The 16,371-nt window shown below is 49.3% G+C and carries 22 protein-coding genes; 9 read left to right on the top strand and 13 right to left on the bottom strand.

Annotated features, from left to right (window positions below; translation table 11 throughout):
• Window positions 1–47 precede the first annotated feature (47 nt).
• Together mciZ and NYE38_RS11505 are read left to right on the top strand one after the other, a co-directional pair.
• On the top strand, window positions 48–170 hold the full coding sequence (mciZ, locus tag NYE38_RS11500; RefSeq protein ID WP_003153315.1) for a Z-ring formation inhibitor MciZ: 123 nt from the start codon (window positions 48–50) through the stop codon (window positions 168–170).
• Between the two features lie 62 nt (window positions 171–232).
• Complete coding sequence (locus tag NYE38_RS11505; protein WP_025649814.1) at window positions 233–1,153, top strand: aldo/keto reductase; 921 nt, start codon at window positions 233–235, stop codon at window positions 1,151–1,153.
• A gap of 32 nt (window positions 1,154–1,185) precedes the next feature.
• On the opposite strand, the gene NYE38_RS11510 is transcribed toward NYE38_RS11505, so the two are convergent.
• On the bottom strand, window positions 1,186–1,410 hold the full coding sequence (locus NYE38_RS11510; protein ID WP_007409396.1) for a YqkE family protein: 225 nt from the start codon (window positions 1,408–1,410) through the stop codon (window positions 1,186–1,188).
• Between the two features lie 122 nt (window positions 1,411–1,532).
• Between NYE38_RS11510 and NYE38_RS11515 the strand changes: the two genes are divergently transcribed.
• Window positions 1,533–2,447 (top strand): alpha/beta hydrolase, encoded by a 915-nt coding sequence (locus NYE38_RS11515; RefSeq protein ID WP_017418077.1) that lies wholly within the window; start codon window positions 1,533–1,535, stop codon window positions 2,445–2,447.
• A gap of 39 nt (window positions 2,448–2,486) precedes the next feature.
• On the opposite strand, the gene NYE38_RS11520 is transcribed toward NYE38_RS11515, so the two are convergent.
• The 5 genes from NYE38_RS11520 to NYE38_RS11540 form a co-directional block, all read right to left on the bottom strand.
• The gene (locus NYE38_RS11520; RefSeq protein WP_003153307.1) at window positions 2,487–2,726 is read right to left on the bottom strand and encodes a DUF2552 family protein; all 240 of its coding nucleotides are present in this window, start codon (window positions 2,724–2,726) and stop codon (window positions 2,487–2,489) included.
• Window positions 2,701–3,063 (bottom strand): iron-sulfur cluster biosynthesis family protein, encoded by a 363-nt coding sequence (locus tag NYE38_RS11525; protein ID WP_025649817.1) that lies wholly within the window; start codon window positions 3,061–3,063, stop codon window positions 2,701–2,703. Before NYE38_RS11525 ends, NYE38_RS11520 begins: the two co-directional genes overlap by 26 nt.
• Window positions 3,064–3,134: 71 nt before the next feature.
• Window positions 3,135–4,103 carry a GNAT family N-acetyltransferase gene (locus NYE38_RS11530; RefSeq protein ID WP_025649818.1) on the bottom strand — a complete coding sequence of 323 codons (969 nt, stop codon included), beginning with the start codon at window positions 4,101–4,103 and terminating at the stop codon, window positions 3,135–3,137.
• Window positions 4,100–4,444 (bottom strand): antibiotic biosynthesis monooxygenase, encoded by a 345-nt coding sequence (locus tag NYE38_RS11535; RefSeq protein WP_007409393.1) that lies wholly within the window; start codon window positions 4,442–4,444, stop codon window positions 4,100–4,102. Before NYE38_RS11535 ends, NYE38_RS11530 begins: the two co-directional genes overlap by 4 nt.
• Before the next feature lie 12 nt (window positions 4,445–4,456).
• The gene (locus NYE38_RS11540; protein WP_014418298.1) at window positions 4,457–4,927 is read right to left on the bottom strand and encodes a GNAT family N-acetyltransferase; all 471 of its coding nucleotides are present in this window, start codon (window positions 4,925–4,927) and stop codon (window positions 4,457–4,459) included.
• A gap of 215 nt (window positions 4,928–5,142) precedes the next feature.
• Here NYE38_RS11540 and NYE38_RS11545 point away from each other — a divergent pair, with 215 nt between their 5' ends.
• The 5 genes from NYE38_RS11545 to NYE38_RS11565 all read left to right on the top strand — a co-directional run bounded on the left by NYE38_RS11545 (window position 5,143) and on the right by NYE38_RS11565 (window position 8,439).
• A complete protein-coding gene (locus tag NYE38_RS11545) occupies window positions 5,143–6,369 on the top strand; it encodes a DNA polymerase IV (protein WP_065180570.1) in 1,227 nt (408 codons plus the stop codon).
• A 15-nt stretch (window positions 6,370–6,384) separates the two neighbouring features.
• Window positions 6,385–6,729, top strand: coding sequence for a YolD-like family protein (locus tag NYE38_RS11550; protein WP_014418300.1), 345 nt, complete (start codon window positions 6,385–6,387; stop codon window positions 6,727–6,729).
• 100 nt (window positions 6,730–6,829) lie between these two features.
• A complete protein-coding gene (locus tag NYE38_RS11555; protein WP_003153294.1) occupies window positions 6,830–7,036 on the top strand; it encodes a YqzH family protein in 207 nt (68 codons plus the stop codon).
• A gap of 73 nt (window positions 7,037–7,109) precedes the next feature.
• On the top strand, window positions 7,110–8,180 hold the full coding sequence (locus tag NYE38_RS11560) for an AI-2E family transporter (protein WP_065180571.1): 1,071 nt from the start codon (window positions 7,110–7,112) through the stop codon (window positions 8,178–8,180).
• Window positions 8,181–8,271: 91 nt separating this feature from the next.
• Complete coding sequence (locus tag NYE38_RS11565) at window positions 8,272–8,439, top strand: DUF4083 family protein (protein WP_123117311.1); 168 nt, start codon at window positions 8,272–8,274, stop codon at window positions 8,437–8,439.
• 1 nt (window position 8,440) lies between these two features.
• Here the strand turns inward: NYE38_RS11565 and NYE38_RS11570 are convergent, their stop codons facing one another.
• The 5 genes from NYE38_RS11570 to NYE38_RS11590 all read right to left on the bottom strand — a co-directional run bounded on the left by NYE38_RS11570 (window position 8,441) and on the right by NYE38_RS11590 (window position 12,997).
• Window positions 8,441–8,830, bottom strand: a complete 390-nt coding sequence (locus tag NYE38_RS11570) for a VOC family protein (RefSeq protein WP_117364007.1) — start codon at window positions 8,828–8,830, stop codon at window positions 8,441–8,443.
• A 24-nt stretch (window positions 8,831–8,854) separates the two neighbouring features.
• On the bottom strand, window positions 8,855–9,814 hold the full coding sequence (gene coaA / locus NYE38_RS11575; protein ID WP_003153290.1) for a type I pantothenate kinase: 960 nt from the start codon (window positions 9,812–9,814) through the stop codon (window positions 8,855–8,857).
• A 75-nt stretch (window positions 9,815–9,889) separates the two neighbouring features.
• The gene (gene dsdA / locus NYE38_RS11580; RefSeq protein WP_065180573.1) at window positions 9,890–11,239 is read right to left on the bottom strand and encodes a D-serine ammonia-lyase; all 1,350 of its coding nucleotides are present in this window, start codon (window positions 11,237–11,239) and stop codon (window positions 9,890–9,892) included.
• Between the two features lie 16 nt (window positions 11,240–11,255).
• Window positions 11,256–12,032 (bottom strand): SDR family oxidoreductase, encoded by a 777-nt coding sequence (locus tag NYE38_RS11585; RefSeq protein ID WP_017418085.1) that lies wholly within the window; start codon window positions 12,030–12,032, stop codon window positions 11,256–11,258.
• Window positions 12,033–12,037: 5 nt separating this feature from the next.
• The gene (locus NYE38_RS11590) at window positions 12,038–12,997 is read right to left on the bottom strand and encodes an MBL fold metallo-hydrolase (RefSeq protein ID WP_017418086.1); all 960 of its coding nucleotides are present in this window, start codon (window positions 12,995–12,997) and stop codon (window positions 12,038–12,040) included.
• A 396-nt stretch (window positions 12,998–13,393) separates the two neighbouring features.
• Between NYE38_RS11590 and proC the strand changes: the two genes are divergently transcribed.
• Window positions 13,394–14,233 (top strand): pyrroline-5-carboxylate reductase, encoded by an 840-nt coding sequence (gene proC, locus NYE38_RS11595; protein ID WP_017418087.1) that lies wholly within the window; start codon window positions 13,394–13,396, stop codon window positions 14,231–14,233.
• 36 nt (window positions 14,234–14,269) lie between these two features.
• Here proC and NYE38_RS11600 read toward each other — a convergent pair whose 3' ends face one another.
• On the bottom strand, window positions 14,270–15,016 hold the full coding sequence (locus NYE38_RS11600; RefSeq protein ID WP_017418088.1) for a polyketide synthase: 747 nt from the start codon (window positions 15,014–15,016) through the stop codon (window positions 14,270–14,272).
• Window positions 15,017–15,075: 59 nt separating this feature from the next.
• Window positions 15,076–16,323 carry a hydroxymethylglutaryl-CoA synthase family protein gene (locus NYE38_RS11605; protein ID WP_017418089.1) on the bottom strand — a complete coding sequence of 416 codons (1,248 nt, stop codon included), beginning with the start codon at window positions 16,321–16,323 and terminating at the stop codon, window positions 15,076–15,078.
• Window positions 16,324–16,371 lie beyond the last annotated feature (48 nt).

Consider the following 16,371-nt stretch of genomic DNA (forward strand, 5'->3'; position numbering starts at 1 on the left):
GCCTCATATATTTTATCATACATGCATGAGAGGGAGGTGCTTTTCGATTGAAGGTGTACCGGAAGGATAAGAGTATCGTATTGGTCGGAAAGGCGTGGGAAGTGCGGGCTAAACTGAAAGAATACGGACGGACATTCCGCTATGTCGGAGATTGGATCACCGGGCCTTAACAGTTGAAAACTTCGCGCCTTTATATTACGGTCAATAAAAGACTATAAAAAGGAGCGAAACGATGAGAAAACGCACACTGGGACATTCTGATTTAGAAATAAGCGAAATCGGGCTCGGCTGTATGTCGCTGGGTACGGATAAAGCTAAAGCGCTGTCTATTTTGGATGAAGCGATCGAGCTTGGAATCAATTATTTAGATACCGCTGATCTTTATGATTTCGGCAGAAATGAGGAAATTGTCGGGGAGGCCGTCAAAAACCGCAGGCACGACATCATTTTAGCCACGAAAGCCGGAAACCGCTGGAATGATGATAAAGACGGCTGGCATTGGGACGCTTCCAAAGGATACATAAAAGAAGCGGTCAAAAACAGCCTGCGCCGGCTGAAAACGGACTATATCGACCTTTATCAGCTGCATGGCGGCACGATGGAAGACCATATTGACGAAACGATCGAAGCATTTGAGGACTTAAAACAGGAAGGTGTCATCCGGTATTACGGCATTTCCTCGATTCGTCCGAATGTTATTAAAGAATATGTAAAAAAATCAACTATCACCAGCGTTATGATGCAATACAGCCTGCTGGACCGGCGCCCCGAGGAGTGGCTTCCCCTTTTAGAGGAGAACGGAATCAGCGTAGTCGCAAGAGGGCCTGTCGCTAAAGGGCTTCTTACGGAAAAACCGCTTGATCAAGCGGCTGCAAGCGTAAAAGAGAACGGCTATTTAACATATTCTTTTGCAGAACTGGCGGAAACCAAAAAAGCGATCAGCGCTGCCGCACCTGACTTAAGCATGACGGAGCTTTCTCTTCAATACTTGCTGTCACAGCCGGCCGTCGCTTCTGTCATCACCGGAGCCAGCTCACTTGAGCAGCTGAGAGAAAACTGTTCGGCTGCAGAGGCCCGGCGTTTAAGCAGCCAGGAAATCAAAGCCCTGCAATATCATACAAAACGGGACGTATACGAAGCCCATCGTTCTTAAACAATAAAACCGGCACCTTTTCAGATGCCGGTTTATTTATATTTGTGCCAATCGAGACTGCTTTCATTCAGCAGCTCTTCAAAGCTTTTATGTTTTTCTTTTTCTTTTCGTTTTCTGATTTGTTCCGCCTTTTGCTGCGCCTGCTTTTTCTCGTCTTCTTCCTTCAGCTCACTTTTCATTTGCAAAAGCCTGGCCTTCAGATCTTCCTCCAGATCGTCTTTTAAGCTGTGTTTTTCTTTAGGCAGCTGCTTTTTCATCATTACGCCCCCCGTATCTGAATATGGTGAAGCAAGTGTACCACGGAGCGCCGGAGGCCCGCAACGTTCACGGTCCCAAAAAGCCGGAGGAAGGATTTTTCATATTAAAGGAGGGTGCCTGTGTGAAAAAATGGCTGGCGGTGTTCGGTTCGGCTTGCGCAGTCTTTTTGGCTGCCGGATTCGCTTTTACGAATCTGATTATGTTTATGAAGAAAAAGACGGATGAAGATATCATGAAAAAAGAAACGGCGGACGGGTATGATAGATTTGATTCCTTTCAGGCCATGGAAAAAGAAGAGGCCGTCATCCTGTCACGCCACGGGTATGAGATCAAAGGCTTTTACGTCGCCCCGCATCATACGGCAAACACCATGATTATTTGTCACGGCGTTACCGTAAATTCGTTCAATTCATTGAAATACATGGATTTATTTTTAGATTTAGGCTGGAATGTGCTCGTATATGACCACCGCGGGCACGGAAAAAGCGGCGGCAGAACGACGAGCTACGGCTATTTTGAAAAAGATGATTTGGAAGAAGCCGTGAATTGGGTGAGACACAAAACCGGAGACGGCGGTCAAATCGGCATCCACGGGGAATCGATGGGAGCGGTGACGGCCTTATTATACGCGGGCGGGCATCAGGATGAAAACGGCGCTGATTTTTATATTGCGGACTGTCCGTTCGCAAGCTTTCGCGATCAGCTCGCCTACAGGCTGAAGCGGGAGTTCCGGCTGCCTCCGTGGCCGCTTCTGCCTTTGGCTGATTTCTTTTTGCGGATGAGAGAAGGATACCGTATCCGTGATGTATCTCCTCTATCGGTTATCAGCCGCATCCGGCAGCCCGTGCTGTTTATTCACAGTAAGGAAGATGATTATATACCTCCCGCTTCTTCCGAATTGCTGCACCGCAGAAAACGCGGCCCTAAGATGCTCTATCTGGCCGAATCGGGCGGGCATGCCATGTCGTACACCAAAAATCCGGAGAGCTACCGCAAAGCCGTTCAAACCTTTTTAGATACCATGACGCAAACGTAAAAAAGCGAAAGAACGTATGCTGGTTCTTTCGCTTTCCCGTCATAAAACGTCGGTAATCCCGTCCATATTTTCTCCGATCCAGTCAATGGCGAGGTCGATTGTCGTAAACTCCTGCGCTTTGAAGGTCATCTCATCCTGAAGCAGCCAGACATCCTTCTGAACGGATTCAGCGCCTCCGATGGACCAGTGCAGCAGACTGTACGGGTGGTTGTTGTTCAGAAAGGATACCCACGTTTTATGCTGTGCCGTCTGTTTAATGGCTTTCAGCTTTTGATTCACTTTCCGTTTCTCCCTGCTTTACTAATATGCTCATTCTCGGGCTCAGCATCTCTGCCGGGCTTTTTAAGACGAGCGTTTTTGCCTTTTCATTGTAATCGATTGTCATTTCCTCGTCAAAAAACACTTTTTGTGAGGTCTGGATGTAAAGCGGAAGTCCGTTGGTTTCAATGGCTTCGCATTGTCCCGTTAATTCGTCCGCCAGCCAGATGGCCGGCACGCCGCTCACCGCGCACCCGCAGCCTTCTGCGTCATAGCGGAGCTGCGCTTTTTTCCCCGGGTTGGCGTCCATCGCCTGCTGAAGTGTGTGTTTCGCCGCATCCGTCACATGTATTTGCATAGATGATCCTCCGTTTTTCATTTTCGCCATTGTAGCATACCGAGCCGCTGTATGCATTGTTTCTGCTTTCTTTACAGCAGCCCGCTCTCCCAGTCCTTTGCCTCTTGTTCAGCCGCCTTGATCCAGTCATTTTTCCCTTCACTATACTTTGCCATATCGTATGGGTATGTCTCAGCGAGGTGCCGTTTCAGTTCCATGTATTGAGCCGCTTTTTCAGGCTTTGCAGTGAGGTAATCCCGGAACAGCAGATGACGCTTCACGTCCGGATGGCCTGTTTCGTATATGTGAACGTGGTGCGTGCGCTTGCTGCCGCCTTTTTGAAAGAAACGCCGGCCCTCTATCCCGTTTTCCCCTTTCGCCTCATAGCCGAGTGCTTCCAGCTGCGGACTGAATCGGTCGGCATCCAAAATATCTTTGACCTCCGCCAGTATATCGATGACGGGTTTGGCGGCCATCTGCGGGATGGAGGTGCTGCCGATGTGGCTGACAGAATGAAGTGCTGGGCCGAAGATTCGGATCAAGTCCGCCTTCTCTCTTTCAAACATTTCTTTCCATTCCGGCTTGTACGGAACAACTTCCGCTTTCCTCTTCGGATAAAGATGAAAAAACGAGAGGGTCAGCCCTTCCGGCGTCTCAATCTGTCCGGCTTCCGTGAACCCGGTTTTTAAATAGAGAGAGACTGCCGGAACGTTTTGGCTGGCGGTAGCCGCCTCTATTTTTTGAGCGTCCCGGTTCTCGTCTATCACAAATTGAAGAAGCGCCCGTCCGATTCCTTTCCGAAAGGCGGACGGGTGCACCGTCAGCCTGCATATGACAAGGTCATATCCCTTTTTTTCATACGAAATGACGCCTGCAAGCTGATCTTTTTCCTTGAAACCGGCAAACGTCTCCCGTGACCGCTGTATATCATCGGGTGTTTCATGCAGGGCGGGAATGCCGAAAAAGCCGATCAGCTCGGCTTCTTTTTGATAAGAGCAGCGCTGAACCGCCGCAATTTCCCGCGCGGTCTGTTCTTGTGTATGCTGTAAAAATGTAATCAATCTTCCGCCCCTTTTGACGCAAACATCCGCTGTGACTCCGTCTTCGTAATGCGGACCGCGTACGCTTCATACCAGGCGCTTTTTCCTTTTTGTTTTGCCGCCTGATGGTCCGTATGGTCTTTCCACCTTTTAATCGCTTCCAGGCTGTCCCAGTAGGAAACCGTGATGCCGCAGCCGTTTTCCTCCCGAACGCTTTCCGCGCCTAAAAAGCCCGGCTGTCCGCCTGCCAAATTCATCATGCGCTCTGCCGTATGTTCATATTCCTCATCATATTTTCCCTTTATTGATGAAAAAATGACCGCATAATAGGGCGGTTTGGGCGTGTCAGCTAAAAAACCCATATTCATCCCCCTCTACATATATTTCACAAACAGAATCCGGTCTTCTCCCGGACCGTCATAATTCGCAAAAACAGGGATTCCGTTTACGGTTTTGGTTCCTTTTTCAACTTCAAAGCCTAATTTTGTATGATAAGCGATTGATACTTTATTGACAGGCGCCGTCACGCAATTGACTTTTGTGCAGCCCCTTTTCTTCACCGTCTCCATAAATCGGTCGTAGAGCTGTTTTCCAATTTGCATTTTTCTGAAATCCGGATGCACACCGGAAAAATGAATGTAGGCTGTCTCAGGGTCTGTTTGTGACTGAAAACCGATTAAAAAACCGGTCATTCCCTCCGGCCCGTACGTGATAAAGCTTGTGTCCTGAAAATGTTCAAAAAACAAGCGCGGCAGTTTGTCTTTCATCTGCCTGCCGCCCCACCATTCATTCAAAACAGACGTAACCATTTCATAGTCTTCAGAGGTAATTGTTCGAATATCCATTATCGATTGACTCTCCTTTTCGTCCGGCAAAATGAATGTCAGCTCTTCTCATTGGAATATAAAAAATTATATGTGGGTTGTTTGCAATTGTAAATGATTTCTTTTCAAGCAAACGAATCAGCATGCCTTCCAGCCGGGGAATGATTTACCAGTATAAACGTGATCATTGTTCGGGTACAATGAAAAACAGAACAAACGTTCCCGGAGGTTTTTTTATGGCTGATATTCTTCTTGTTGATATGCAATCGTTTTATGCGTCTGTGGAAAAAGCGGAAGCGCCTCATCTCAAAAGCCGGCCCGTGATTGTCTCGGGAGATCCCGAAAGACGCAGCGGCGTCGTGCTTGCGGCTTGTCCGCTCGCCAAACGATACGGCGTAAAAAATGCCGAACGGCTGTGGGAAGCGCAGGCCAAATGTCCCGACGCCGTTATTGTCCGTCCGCGGATGCAGCGGTATATTGATGTATCCGTCATGATTACCGAACTGTTTGAACGGTATACCGATCTTGTAGAACCCTACTCCATCGATGAGCAGTTTCTCGACGTGACCGGAAGCAGGCGGCTGTTCGGTGATCCTTTTACAATTGCCAAAAGCATTCAGCAAGCGATTATGCGTGAATTCGGAATTTATGCCCGTGTCGGCATCGGGCCGAATAAGGCGCTCGCGAAAATGGCTTGCGACCATTTTGCCAAAAAAAACGCATCCGGCATCCACAGATTGGATATGTCAAATATCAGGCAGGATCTGTGGCCGCTGCCGGTCGGAAAATTATTCGGCATCGGAAAACGGATGGAGCATCATTTAAGACGGATGGGCATCAGCACAATCGGCGGGCTTGCCGGGCACCCAGCCGAACTGCTGAAAAAACGCTGGGGCATTAACGGCGAATTGCTTCAGCGGACAGCCCGCGGCATCGATCCCTCTCCGGTCACCGTCAACACGCACAGCCGGCAAAAAGCGATCGGCCATAACATGACCCTCCCGAGAGACTACAGCCGCTTTGAGGATATCAAAGTCGTGCTGCTGGAGTTAAGCGAAGAAGTGGCCCGCCGCGCCCGTTTCAAACAATACATCGGCCATACGGTTTCGGTCAGCATCAGAGGCGCTGATTTTGAATTTCCTTCAGGTTTTCACAGACAGAGAAAGCTGGTGTCTCCGACTAATTTCGGAATGGATATTTTCAAATCGGCGGTCAAGCTCTTCAAAGAGCATTGGAACGGTGAGCCCGTCCGCAGCGCCGGCGTCTCCCTTTCCCAGCTGGAGCCTTGTGATTATGTTCAGCTGAGCCTGTTCGATGCCCAGGAAAAAAAGATCAGTCTCGGCAAAGTATTGGATGATATTCATGAGCGGTACGGCCCTGCGTCGCTCCTCCATGCCGCTTCACTGACAGAGGCCGGCCAAGCCTTTCACCGGGCTGAAAAAATCGGCGGGCATTACAAATAATTTGAGGTGATATACATGAATCCGAACAAATTAACACCCGGGTATAATGTCATGTGGGAATCAAGCCGGATGATGCTGCCCGAACATCGGGAGCAGCTGCTTGCGAAAAAACGAAAAGAACGGGAATTCCGGCCTCCGGAACTGAGCGAAGAGCAACTGAACGACATGAACCGCATCATTGCGGCGTCAATTAAAGAAGACAGGGCCATTTCGGTCACCTACGCTTCCGCACACGGCCCCCGCCGCTTTTGGGGCTGGGTAAAACAAGTGATGCATGACGAAAAACGTTTAAAAATCATAAACGATGAAGATGCGTTAACGCTGCCGTTTCATCGTATTCTCTCAGCTGAATTGGAATAAAAATCCTACCCCGGCCTGACAGAAAATATGATAGAAGAGTGGGAGGATCACATGATATTTAGTAGAATAAAGATGAATGACAAGAATAGGAGAATATATGATGGATCAATTTATAGAAAAAATGCTGGGACAAGCCCTCCGCCAGTATGGACGGAATGTGTCGACAGATCCGCTGAGCCCCTATGAAAAACAGAGTTTAAAAAAAGCTTTAGAAGAAAGAAGGAATGAAGAACCCGATGAGGATCTCCATGCCCATGTAGAAGATATTATCTACGATTACGTCACCAATCAGGGGCAGTTTTCCTGACACGGACGTTTATGCACCGGGCGATAAGGGAAACGTCCGAGAGTAAACCCTTAAAGATTGCGTGGTGCAGGATATGCCTGTCGGGCCTTATTTCAGGATCGGCTATGCCGTTCTTCTGTTATTTCTCATCATTTATCTCGGAACATTAATAGACTTTTTGTTCCAGCCTGTTGTGATTACGGTTAAAACCTTGTTTCCGCCTATTGTATTATCGGGCGTCCTTTACTATTTGTGCCGCCCGCTCGTCAGAGTGCTGCATGCGAAATTAAAGCTGCCCGAAGGAATCGCGATTTTAGCGATTTATGCGGGAACAGCCGGCCTTTTTGTCCTCTTCCTTTATACGGCGGGCCCTGCCGTTCAAAAACAGTTTACAGCCTTCACAGATCATATTCCGGAGCTTTCCGCAAAAGCTGAAAATTGGATCGGGCATCTTCAGGACAGCAAATGGTTCTCCCGGCTTCAGCATGGGGATTCCTTTAAAAAATTAGCAGACAAAGCCGCAAATTATTCCGGTTCAATCGCTGATTCTCTCAGCAGCCTGGCCGGTACGGCTGCCAATGCCGCCATCACCGCCGCCATTATTCCGTTTGCGCTGTATTACATGTTAAAAGAAGGACACAAAGCCCCCCGGCGACTGCTGCGGCTTCTTCCGGAAAAACATCAAAAAGAAGGAAAACAAATCCTTCGGGACATGGATGAAGCTCTCAGTTCATACATACAAGGACAGCTGCTCGTCAGTTTTTGTGTCGGCGTACTCGTCACAATCGGCTATTTTATAATCGGGCTCGATTATCCGCTCGTTCTGGGCGCGTTCGCCATGGTGACAAACCTGATTCCGTTTATCGGGCCTTGGATCGGCACATTTCCCGGAGTCATTGTCGGATTGTTCGATTCACCGACCGAGGCGGTGCTGGTGATTACGGTCGTCGTCATTGTCCAGCAGCTTGAAAGCCAGCTGATTTCCCCGCAAATTATGGGACGGAAGCTGGACATTCACCCGCTGACCATTATTTTTCTTCTGCTTGCCGCCGGCAAATTCTCAGGAATTGCCGGGATGCTGCTGGCCATTCCGGGATATGCGGCCGCAAAAGTGGTCATAAGCCACATGCAGAAACTAATCATTCTCAGAAAAACACAAAGCTAGGAGAGAAATGATTCATCCCCCATGTCTTCACATCGGTCAAAATGAAAAAACGGCGGGCTGAAGAAGCCCGCCGCACACGGAGGTAAAAAAGATGAACATCGGTGATGTCATTTTTCAATTGATTTCATTTATTGCAGCCGCGGTTTTCCTGTTTGCCGTGATATACGTATTCAGAAGCTTGAACAAGCGCCGCATACAATTGGACAGAATCGAAAAGAAACTCGACGCGCTGCGCGAAGAAAAAAACGAAAAGTTATAGTTCATTCAGAAGCAGGAGCAACGAGCTCCACTTTTATCCGATCCGGGTCCTCCGTGTATACGGCGTAATGCGCGCTTCCGCCTGCATATGGATGGCGGTCCCTGTAAAGCACGGGGCATCCTCTGGCAATCAGCTTTTCTGTCATCTCGTCAACCTGCTCTCTTGATGCAGCATGAAAAGCCAGATGGTTCAGCCCGACCCGGCATCTGTGGTACTCCGGTGTTAAAAAACGCTCCTCTGTCTGTACAAGCACAACATAAAATCCTGCGTTTTTCCAGCTGATGCCGGAGTCCCAATTTTGAAATTCCCTATAACCGAGCTCACCTAAAAACCATCCCCAAAACCGGGCGGAGGCTTTCAAGTCAGATACATACAACTCAATATGATGTATCATAATATTCGCTTCCTCCTCACATCACACCCGCCTTACCAGCACCTCTTCAACTTTATGGCCGTCACCTTTTCTCAAAATCAAATCCGATCTGAATTTTGTCGGCAGGATATTTTCATACAGATTCGGACGGTTGACGCTCTCCCAAATGGAGGCGGCCATGGTATCCGCTTCTGCATCAGACAAATCCTTAAATTTATGAAAATAAGAAGCCGGATCCTGAAAAGCGGTTTCTCTTAAGAGGCGGAAACGCTCCAAATACCACGTGAAAATCCGGCTTTCTTCGGCATCCACATAGATCGAAAAATCAAAGAAATCCGATACAAAAATCCGCGGATCTTCCCTGTCGTCCTCTAATGTCGGCGACTGCAGGACATTGATTCCTTCGATAATAACGATATCCGCACCTTCGACAACCTCGACGGCGCCCTCTTCCCTGTCATACGTAAGATGGGAGTATACGGGCGCCTCCACTCTCTCTTTCCCTGACTTTATATCGTTCAGAAATTCAAGCAGCGCTTTCACGTCGTAGCTTTCCGGGAATCCCTTTCTGGACAGAAGGTTTTTTCTTTTTAATTCCGCCGTCGGATACAAGAAACCGTCGGTTGTCACCAGGCTCACCTTCGGCCTGTCCGGCAGACGGGAAAGAAGCTTTTGCAAAATTCTCGCCGTCGTGCTTTTGCCGACGGCGACGCTGCCCGCGATTCCGATGATAAACGGGATTTTCGCTGAATGCGGATGCTTCAGAAACACATTGACATGCTGATTCCGTCTTGCGGCAGACGTGACATGAAGATGGAGCAGGCGCACAAGCGGAATGTAAATCGTTTCTACTTCTTCCACCGACAGGTAGTCATTCAGCCCCTCTACGGCCTTGGCTTCTTCCTCTGAAACGGCAATGGAAAGATGGCCGCCGAATCCGGCCCACGACTCGCGGCTGTGCTGCGTATACAATGTATGTAAGTTCAATTCTTTACTTTTCACAATTCACACCAATCTCTCTGTATGGCTTTCCGATAAAAAAACAAACGCTTACAAAGATTGTAACGGAAAACCGCTTCACTGTCTGCCCATTTTTTTCACAAATGAGGAACCGACCCGGCTGTACTCTTCCATTTCCTCCTCCGGAACCATGCTTCCGCCGGTGCTCCACACAAGGTGCACGGCATTTTCCATCTCAAGCCCCCGTTCTTTTATATAACGGTTTCCGGCTTCGGCCTGAACAAACTTGACGGCTCCGGCCATACCGGCGAGTGCAGAGGGTTCAAGGCTCTTATTCTCGGCCGCCCTTAATTGATAAAGCAGCGAAAAAAGCGTGCCGTCATCGGCGGTATAACAGCCGCTGAGTATAGGCTCCATCAGAGGGCCGGCCAGTCCGGACGGCCTTCCCACCGCAAGTCCGTCGGCGGCCGTTTGATTATCAAGACCGATATCCTGCACGCTGATTCCGTCATGCAAGCCGGAAAACAGTCCTAACAGCATACACGGTGAATGCGTCGGCTCACCGAAAAAAATATGGACATGCTCGCCATAGATCAGCTTTAGCGCAAGCGCGACGCCGCCCGGGCCTCCTCCGACCCCGCACGGCAAATAAACGAAAAGCGGTTCATCTGCATCAGGCTTTATGTTCATTTGATCGAGCTGCTTTTTCACACGGCTTCCCGCAACGGCATACCCCAAAAACAGATCCCGGGAATGCTCATCATCAATAAAATAACAATAAGGGTCCTGCTTCGCCTGCATGCGCCCCTCTTTGACAGCCAGACTGTAGTCTGCTTCATATTCGATGACGCGAACCCCCTTTTCCCGGAGCAGCTCCTTTTTCCACTGCTTTGCGTCACTGGACATATGAACGGTCACACAAAAGCCGAGCTTCGCGCCGATTATGCCGATACTCAGACCTAAATTGCCCGTAGAGCCGACGGCTATAGAGTATTTTGAGAAAAAAGCGGTAAACCGTTCTTCAGTCAATATGCTGTAATCGTCGTCTGCTGAGAGCATTCCCGCTTTTACCGCGAGATCTTCGGCATGCTTCAGCACTTCGTAAATCCCGCCGCGCGCTTTAATGGAACCGGAAATCGGAAGTTCGTCGTCGCATTTCAAAAGCAGACGCCCGGGGAAAGCCTGAGCGGCGCTGTGTTCCAGATGCTTCTTCATTTCATTGACCAAGACAAGCGGAGATTCAATGAGGCCTCCCTCCGCTTCCGTCTCCGGAAAAGCCGACGCGATATAAGGCGCAAACCGGCGCAGCCTTTCTTCCGCTTCGGCAATCTCCTGTTTCCATTCAGCACCATGTTTTACTGGATCATCGGTTTTATGCGGGTTGATCCAAAATACTTCACGCGCCTCCGCCATTTGCCTGACGAAAGGCTCTGCCATCAATGCCTTGTGTATATCCCGGTCGGACATTCCTTTTTCCCCCTTGTTACTTTTTCTTTAATGCGCGGCCGGCCAGTTTTTCTGTAAACGATGGGAAAAGCTGATACAGCTTCGTCCCGAGGCTCATCCATCGCGGAAGATTCATTTCCCGTTTATCCGTCAGAATCACGGATGTAATGCGCTCTGCCACATGGTCGGCATCAAGCATCCATCTGCCGACGCTTTTCACATAACCGCCCTCTTTATCTGCAATTGTAAAGAAGTCTGTTTTGATCGGACCGGGATTAACCGTTGTCACAGCTACACCCGTACCGGCCAGCTCAAGCCGCAGCGCATTGGAATACCCTAAAACGGCGTGTTTCGTAGCGGAATAAAGGCTTGATTTCGGCGTCGCCAATTTGCCGGCCTGTGAGGCGATATTGATAATATGGCCGCTTTTCGCATGAAGCATCACAGGAAGACAGGCCTTCGTACAGGCGATTAATCCGAAGACGTTGACTTCAAACATTGCCTTCATATCATCCAAAGATGAATCAGCGGCCGTTTCAAAAATGCCGAAGCCGGCGTTGTTGATTAATACGTCAACATGACCGATCAAACGCCTTACGTTTTCAGCCTCTTCTGCATGCCGGACGTCAAACGGAATGACATCACACTGCCCGCCGCGCGCGGTAATCGTCTTTTTCACTTCCTGCAAGCGGTCCTCCCGCCTCGCGGATAAAAAAACATGAGCTCCTTCTGCCGCGCAGGAATATGCAAGCCGTTCTCCGAGTCCGCCGGATGCTCCGGTGATCCAAATCCGCTTATCCGTTAATCTGCCCATTTCCTTCACCCCTTCACAGCTTTAAACATCAGAGTGTTCCCCGACTGAAAGGATACAGCCTTCCCTTCGGCGGCCAGCACGTCAAGATGGCCGATCGTTTCTGACATCGTTAAAAACATTTCATTTTCATACACAGCCGGAAACAGCCGCCGGCATACCTGGAAAGCCGTCAGCGTATCCTCTGACAACAGGCGCAGCACATATTCCGACCGGTTTCTCTGTTTTTCAAGCCGCCTGTCAAAAGCAGGCTTTACGTCTGTCAACAGATCGCCGTGTCCCGGATATAATAAGGACGGGTTTAAGTCATACAGCCGCTTCATTGAGTTCAAGTAGTCGAGCATCGGGGCCGCGCGCACGCCCCCCTTTTCCGGAGCTTCCAGAATCGGATTGGTGGAGCTGTTGGACAAAAGCAGATCGCCGCTGAACATTTCACCGCTTTTTTCATGGTAGAGCGCAATGTGAGAAGCGGCATGGCCCGGGATTTCGAGCACCGTCCAGCCGTTAAGCCCGTCAATTTTTCCGCCTTCTCCCACTGTTTTCGTTAACGGACGGTTTGCAGAAAATAAGTATGACAGCTTAACTGTTTTATGTATGTCTTCAGGCGTCAGGGGAACGTCCATTTCAGTCATAAGCGACAGGAAAAAGTCCTCCTGCCGGGCGATATACGACTGATCCTGAGTAATGTACCTGTCATTCAGCGGATGCCCTATTACTTCCGTATCCTCGGAAAAAAGGTGCAGCAGACCTGAATGATCTGCGTGATGATGAGTGAGCACCACCTGTTCTATATCCGCCGCAGAAACCCTGTGTTCCTTAAGCTGCAATGAGAGCGATTCAGCCGCTTCCTTTGTATTCGGGCCGCAATCAATAAGGGTTAAGGCTTCATCTTTTACTAAATAAACGATAACGTCGCCGACTGCAAACGGAGTCGGCACACGTATCGGAATGATCTTTCTCGCTGCCATGTTTACGCTCCTTCGTTCTTTTCATTCCTGAATAATCATATTTTAGCGTTTTCTTTTCACTGTGTCATTATTGCCGCATATCGGAAAAAAAGATTGACATCCCGCTCTTGCGCATAGCATAATGAACAACAAACTAGAAAACACGGAACGCGATGACGAGGAACTAGTATATAAACAACGGCAGCAGAGAGCAATGTCCCCGGCTGAAAGACATTGCGGCCCTCTTGTTTACAGAACCTGCCCTCAGAGCGGTTAGGAAAACCTAAACGTACCCCCTCGTTACGGGATTTGAGCTGAGCACGGCTGATTCGTGCTAATGTAAGGTGGTACCGCGAAACCTTTTCGTCCTTTTTGACGGGAAGGTTTTTTTGTGTTTTGAGAAGAAGGAGGATTTATATGAAGAAAATCGGTTTTATCGGGGCCGGATCAATGGCGGAAGCAATGGTGAACGGACTGCTGCTAAGCGGAATGACAGCCCCCGGACATATATATATGACAAACCGCTCAAATGACAGCCGGCTTGAAGAGCTCCAAAAAACGTACGGAGTGAAACCGTGCCGGGATAAAGAAGAGTTTTTCAGCAATACCGACATTATCGTTCTCGCCTTTAAACCGAAAGATGCGGCAGAAAGCATTGAGAACATTCGCGAATACGTGAAAGATCAGCTTGTGATTTCTGTCATCGCAGGGCTGACGATTCACACGATTCAGCAATATTTCGGCAGAAAGCTCACCATCATCCGGGCGATGCCGAATACATCCGCGGCCATTCAGCAATCGGCGACCGGTTTTTCCGCAAGCTCCGAGGCGAGTGAAGCTGAAATCCGGACGGCAAAAGAGCTTCTGGAAACAATCGGAGAAGCGACGCGCTTTGAAGAAAAACACCTTGATGCCGTCACAGCCATTGCCGGAAGCGGTCCCGCCTATGTGTATCGGTATGTCGAAGCAATGGAAAAAGCCGCCTTTCAAGCCGGCCTGCCGGAAGAAACGGCAAAAGAGCTGATTTTACAAACCATGGCCGGGGCGACGGAAATGCTCAGAACAAGCAGCAAACGGCCTGAACGCCTGCGCAAGGAAATCACAAGCCCGGGCGGCACGACTGAAGCAGGCCTTCGCGCATTAGACGAGCGCCGCTTTGAAGAAGCCATCATGCACTGCATCGCAGAAACCGCAGCCCGGAGCGCCGAAATTAAAGAACAATTCGCAGGCTCCGTTCTGCAAAAGACGGACCAGTGATAAAGCATGGGGCTTCCCATGCTTTTTTCATTCTGTTTAACTGCCGTATAAGCGGCTGATTCTCTCTTTTACTTCAGGAAGATGGAATGTGGCTTCGTGCATGTTCACCTCTTCCTCAACCGCTTTTGTCAGCTCTCTTTTGATCCGTGCGGTCACATTGGTTTTCAGCGCAACCAGTGAGGCTCTCGGTTTATCCGCCAGCAGCCGGGCCAATTCGCGGCCTCTTTGAAGGACGTCTTTTTTCGGCAGCACTTCAAACGGAACTCCCCGTTTTTCCAGAGCGGCGCCGCTGAAATTCGCGGCCGTAAACAGCATTTCTTCCCCGAGGACAATTCCCAGTTTTTCAGGCACAATATACGTCGCGCCCATTCCCGGTGTAAATCCGTACTTCATATAATTACAAGAATAAAAACTCTCCCTGCTTAAAATCACGAAATCCGAGCTCAGACCGATCGTAAAGCCGGCTCCGATCGCATGCCCCTGCATGACGGAAATCACGGGAATCCTGCAATCCAATAAAAGACTGTGAAGCTTTAAATCTGTAAATTGGAGCTTTCCGCTCTGAATGGTCAAAAGCCCCTCCTGCGTTCCTCCCGTGCAGAAATAATTTCCGTAACCCGTCAGAAGGACGGTTTTATAGGACGAATGGGCATTGATGTCTTGGAATACCCGGTGCAGCTCTCTGACAAACTCTTCTGACAGCCCGTTTTTCCCGGCCGTATCCTGCATTGTGACCTGCACAATGCCCGGTTCTGTTTCCTGTACATCAATCATTGGATTCATGTTTATTCTCCGTTTCTTTAAAAATACTCAAGCCTTTCCGACTCTGAGTGTTTCTGATACTAGGTCGTCCATTCATACTTTCTGTGAAACTCTTTTATTTCAGTCAGCACCAATCGCGTTTTTCCTTGATGCGCATTCGGGATGTCTGCAGCGGGCGCGGCATTTCTTGTGCCGAATTTTACGATGCCGCTGTCTTGCAGCAGCCGGTCATAATCAGCCATCGATAAACGGACGCGTTCATCCAAATGCCGGCTGATCTGAAATTGATTCTGCCGCGTCCGGCTTTGCGGCATAACGACACCGCTGTAAAATTCAGAGCAGCAGCCCGAACCGTATGAAAAACAGCCCACGCGTTTCGGCGTTTCAAAAGAGCCGTTATCAATCGTGCTGGCAAGAGATAAAAATACGGTGGCCCCCATGATGTTGCCGACGCGCTGACAGTATTGAATCCCAGGCAGCACGCGTTGCTGAAAATCCGCTTCAATGTCTTGCGGCTTAGCCTTTTCCAATTTTCTCATCATCGTCCGATGCGCTCCTTTTACCATTCCGCCAAACGGAGTATGAAAAGAAAGGTATTGAAATGTATTCTTATAATCCGCCCCGCTCACACGCTTTCGGTATTCCTGAAATGATTTTTCACAGCAGTCCAAATAAGACATGAGCGACAGATCAGCATCCCCCGCTTCACTATCCGGAATCGGGCGGCAGGTATCCATGACTTCATACCCGTAATACCCGCTTGCGCCTTGATCAAGCAAAAAGACATGAGGGGTGCTGCTGACTAAAAGCGCCACAGCTCCCGCCCCCGCACTCGGTTCGGCATAGGACCATTCCTCCGTCAACGCGTCACCGCCTTCAGCCACTAAAAAGCGGGAAATATCCGTTCCGATGATGAGCGCTTTCGCTCCCGGCGATGTTTGCGATAAGATGAAATTCACGCCCATTTGAAACCCGGCCGTTAAAGAATAGCAAGCCTGTTTCACCTCAAATAACCGGCAATTCCGCTTCAGCTGCAAATAATCATGGACGTATGTACTGATGGATTTGCCAAAATCAATCCCGGATTCCGTACAGGTAATGACCATTTCAATCTGATTCCGTTCCTCTTCTGACAGAGAGTCGATAATCGGTTTTGCGGCATTTACGGCGAACGTAATCGGATCTTCAAACGGAAGCGCCACCACTTTTTCTTTCATCAGCAGGTTCTCAAACCTTTTTTTATCCAGGTTCCGATGTTCCGCAAGCTCCATGACGTCTACATACGCGGTTCCGCCAAACACGTTCATTGCTTCGATTCCTACATTCATTTCTCCAAGCCCCCAGAGTAAAGAGGCTTCCTGTGGAAGCCTCTTTTA

The organism is Bacillus sp. EU63, assembly GCF_038592915.1.
In the GTDB taxonomy this organism is placed as follows: Bacteria; Bacillota; Bacilli; order Bacillales; family Bacillaceae; genus Bacillus; species Bacillus velezensis.